The organism is Moraxella sp. 179-F 1C4 NHS (genome assembly GCF_045370505.1).
GTDB classification, from domain to species: Bacteria; Pseudomonadota; Gammaproteobacteria; order Pseudomonadales; family Moraxellaceae; genus Faucicola; species Faucicola tetraodonis.
In genome coordinates this window covers 1-655 of record NZ_JBIQEC010000077.1, presented here as the reverse complement: position 1 = coordinate 655, position 655 = coordinate 1, and the positions used below count along the sequence as shown (strand labels likewise).

Sequence of the window (655 nt, the reverse complement as noted above, 5' to 3'; positions counted from 1 at the left end):
TTAAATGATGAACAAGCAAATAAAGTAGGTGGCTTATTTAATTTAAATGAAAATGAGATAAAGTGGTTAAAGGTTGTGCCTTATAAAGGTAGCTTGCCAACAGCGGTGCCTTCTGATCCATTGATTTACCGCTTATATGAAGTAATCAGTGTGTATGGCTTAACCATAAAAGAGTTAATTCATGAAGAATTTGGCGATGGGATTATGAGTGCGATTGATTTTTCGATGGACATTCAACGTGAAAACAATCCTGCAGGAGACCGCGTCAATATCCTGTTATCAGGAAAGTTTTTACCTTATAAAACTTTTTAATTGATTAAAGACCTTTGCACAAACCAGCGACCTTCTATCGACACCAATTTCAAACTCAACTAAAAACTGGAATTGGTGTTAAAAGATAGAAAACGTCACCGAATTGGCATAAAAATCTCCTAAATTACAGTTAATTAACGTCTATTGGCTAACATTACGTAAGCCCCCGACCATACCCCTATCATCCCATTTTCCAGACATGAGGTAGCAGCTCATCAATATGGCTATCTTTATGTGTCGGCAGACGTCTCAGCAGCACATCTGCCAAATACGCATACGGGTCAAGACCATTCAATCTTGCAGATTGAATGAGCGACATAACAATCGCCGCCCGCTGACCACT

General features: G+C 38.9%; 2 protein-coding genes. One reads left to right on the top strand and one right to left on the bottom strand.

What is annotated here, in order from left to right; all coding sequences use genetic code 11:
- Nucleotides 1-312, top strand: a 312-nt coding sequence (cynS, locus tag ACH0AB_RS11920; RefSeq protein ID WP_406878276.1) for a cyanase, incomplete at its 5' end; no start/stop codon positions are given.
- A gap of 181 nt (nt 313-493) precedes the next feature.
- Here cynS and ACH0AB_RS11915 read toward each other — a convergent pair.
- A partial coding sequence (locus tag ACH0AB_RS11915; RefSeq protein ID WP_406878277.1) for a transposase domain-containing protein occupies nt 494-655 on the bottom strand: 162 nt, incomplete at its 5' end.